The following is an 842-nucleotide window of genomic DNA, read 5'->3' on the forward strand; positions in this document are numbered from 1 at the left end:
ACTCAAATGCCCGCTGAAGAATTGTTTCGATTAGATAATCCTCGTTTACTTCATAAGGCTTGTATTCTGTCTTTAAACTTATATCAAATAAATTGGCTGTCGTATTGGACACAAAAGCTTTGAAACCACTTTTCAGGGTTCGTATTAATTCATAGGTGGTGATTCCGGTTTGGCGGTGCACCAGCTTTACTAAAATCTGACCTTGTTTTCTCGAGAGTTTTTTTAATCGTTCTTCAAATTCATTATTAAGGTAGTCTTCTACGATCTTAAAATACTTCTTCTTTTTACGATTCGTTTTTAAACGAGCCATTCCTTTATTTAAAGCTGTCAAACGGTCTGCTGCCAGTTTTGCATAAGGATAAACCTTGTACACTCTGTTTTGTAGAATCAAAAACTGTTTTTGTGCTTCAGGGTCCAGTTTTTCTTTGGTAATAATGATTTCAGGCAATTCGATCGTGTCGCCAAGAATCGAATCTCTTACGGCGAATTCATAATTTTACTTTTTTTTGATAGTCTTGAATTTCTCTATTCATTAATCATTTAAACTAAGCTTCCTAGCATAAATTCCACAGAACTTTTTTTAAAAAAATTAGAAAAATCATCATATACAAGAAATATTCAAAAACCAAACAAAACCAAACTAGCCAAATGGCATGAGAAAATAAATCAATCCGGCTTTAAGTCTTTCAATGGATCAATACATATTGTTGTGGGAAAATATTAAAAGGTCGAAATTTGTATTTTAAAATCAAATAGAAATGCAGGATTCTTTTATTGATCTTCTCAAGTTGTTATTACCTGAAATAATAGTTGAATACTTTGAACTTACTTCTTATGAGAAA

1 protein-coding gene is annotated in these 842 nt (G+C 31.7%); it reads right to left on the minus strand.

All coding sequences use genetic code 11. From position 1 onward, the window contains the following. On the minus strand, positions 1-454 hold a 454-nt coding region (locus tag KHA98_RS22745; protein WP_379732500.1), incomplete at its 3' end, for a DUF4294 domain-containing protein. Between the last annotated feature and the right edge of the window lie 388 nt (positions 455-842).

Source organism: Flavobacterium branchiicola, from assembly GCF_018383905.1.
Taxonomy (GTDB): Bacteria; Bacteroidota; Bacteroidia; order Flavobacteriales; family Flavobacteriaceae; genus Flavobacterium; species Flavobacterium branchiicola.